At 46.3% G+C, this 1,157-nt stretch carries 1 protein-coding gene and 1 pseudogene; one reads left to right on the top strand and one right to left on the bottom strand.

Annotation, left to right across the window (positions count from 1 at the left end; all coding sequences use genetic code 11):
• The coding region (locus R7127_RS26620; RefSeq protein ID WP_318148725.1) for a glycerol kinase at positions 1-768 on the top strand (768 nt) is incomplete at its 5' end.
• Positions 769-895: 127 nt separating this feature from the next.
• Here the strand turns inward: R7127_RS26620 and nagB are convergent.
• Positions 896-1,157: pseudogene (gene nagB, locus R7127_RS26615) on the bottom strand (glucosamine-6-phosphate deaminase); the annotation flags it as partial.

The following is a 1,157-nucleotide window of genomic DNA, read 5'->3' as shown; positions in this document are numbered from 1 at the left end:
CAAGAGGACAAATGGATCCTGACGGAAGAGGGCGCTAAGTTCGGCGGTGAATATGTTGACCACCCCAAGTTTGGGCAGTTTATTGTCTGGCCTACGAACTTGCATATTGAGCTGAATCCTACCTCTGGGAAAACTCTGAGTGCCACACAACTTGGCGATAAACTTCGCCTTAATGCCAAGCGAATCAACCAATTGTTGAGTGAGCTAGGCTGGATAAGTAAATCGGAAGACGGATGGCAAGTCACCGAAGCGGGCATTCGAGCAGGTGGTCAACAGCGTGCAGATAAAGAATCACAAAACACCTTTGTGGTTTGGCACGATGTCGTTTTGCGCAACAAGCGCTTGAAGCAATCTGTAGTGGAGTTTTTGGGGCAAGATGCGGAGTCGCACTCCACCGACAAATCCTACTCCAGTTTTCGTCAAAAATTCGAAGCCAAACACCGGACTTTGGATGGGCACTATGTTCGTTCAAAAGGGGAGTTATTAATTGATAACTGGTTGTATTTGGCTGGAATTGTCCATGCTTACGAGCGACAAGTCCCGATAGAACAAGAAGTGATGAGCGATTTTTATCTTCCTGCTGGCAAGCTGTACCTTCAGTTTTGGGGAAGTGATAGCGGAGAGACGCCAGAAAAAGAGCGAGAAGCCATTCGCGCGGTGTATCAGCAACACAACTTCAATTTGATCGAAGTAGAGCCAAGTGAACTAGACAAGCTGGATGAAGTATTGCCAAAACGTCTGCGCCAATTTGGCATCCAAGCGTACTGAGGTTCTTCTCAAATGAATGAAGATGCTTGCGATGTGATGGTATTTGTCATGCCCAGAAACGAAAAAACCCGTGATGATTCACGGGTTTTGTGTTTTTAGCGGTTATCTTGGCTTATCGCCCGAAGGATTAGAAACCTTTGATGTTTTCCGCTTCTAGCTCAGAGAAGTACTTAACTGTCTTCACTTTAAGCTCTTGTTGTGAAGGCTCGTCACATACGATCACTGCTTTAGGGTGCAGCTGAAGAGCAGAAACTGTCCATAGGTGGTTTACACAACCTTCAACAGCCGCTTCTAGTGCAAGTGCTTTGTTGTGACCAGTCACTAGGATCATCACTTCTTCTGCGTCTAGTAGTGTGCCTACACCGATAGTCAGTGCGTATTTAGGAACT

Source organism: Vibrio sp. 1159 (assembly GCF_033340395.1).
GTDB lineage: Bacteria > Pseudomonadota > Gammaproteobacteria > Enterobacterales > Vibrionaceae > Vibrio > Vibrio alginolyticus.
The sequence above is the reverse complement of the archived record's forward strand: the minus strand, read 5'-3'. Positions and strand labels throughout refer to the sequence as shown.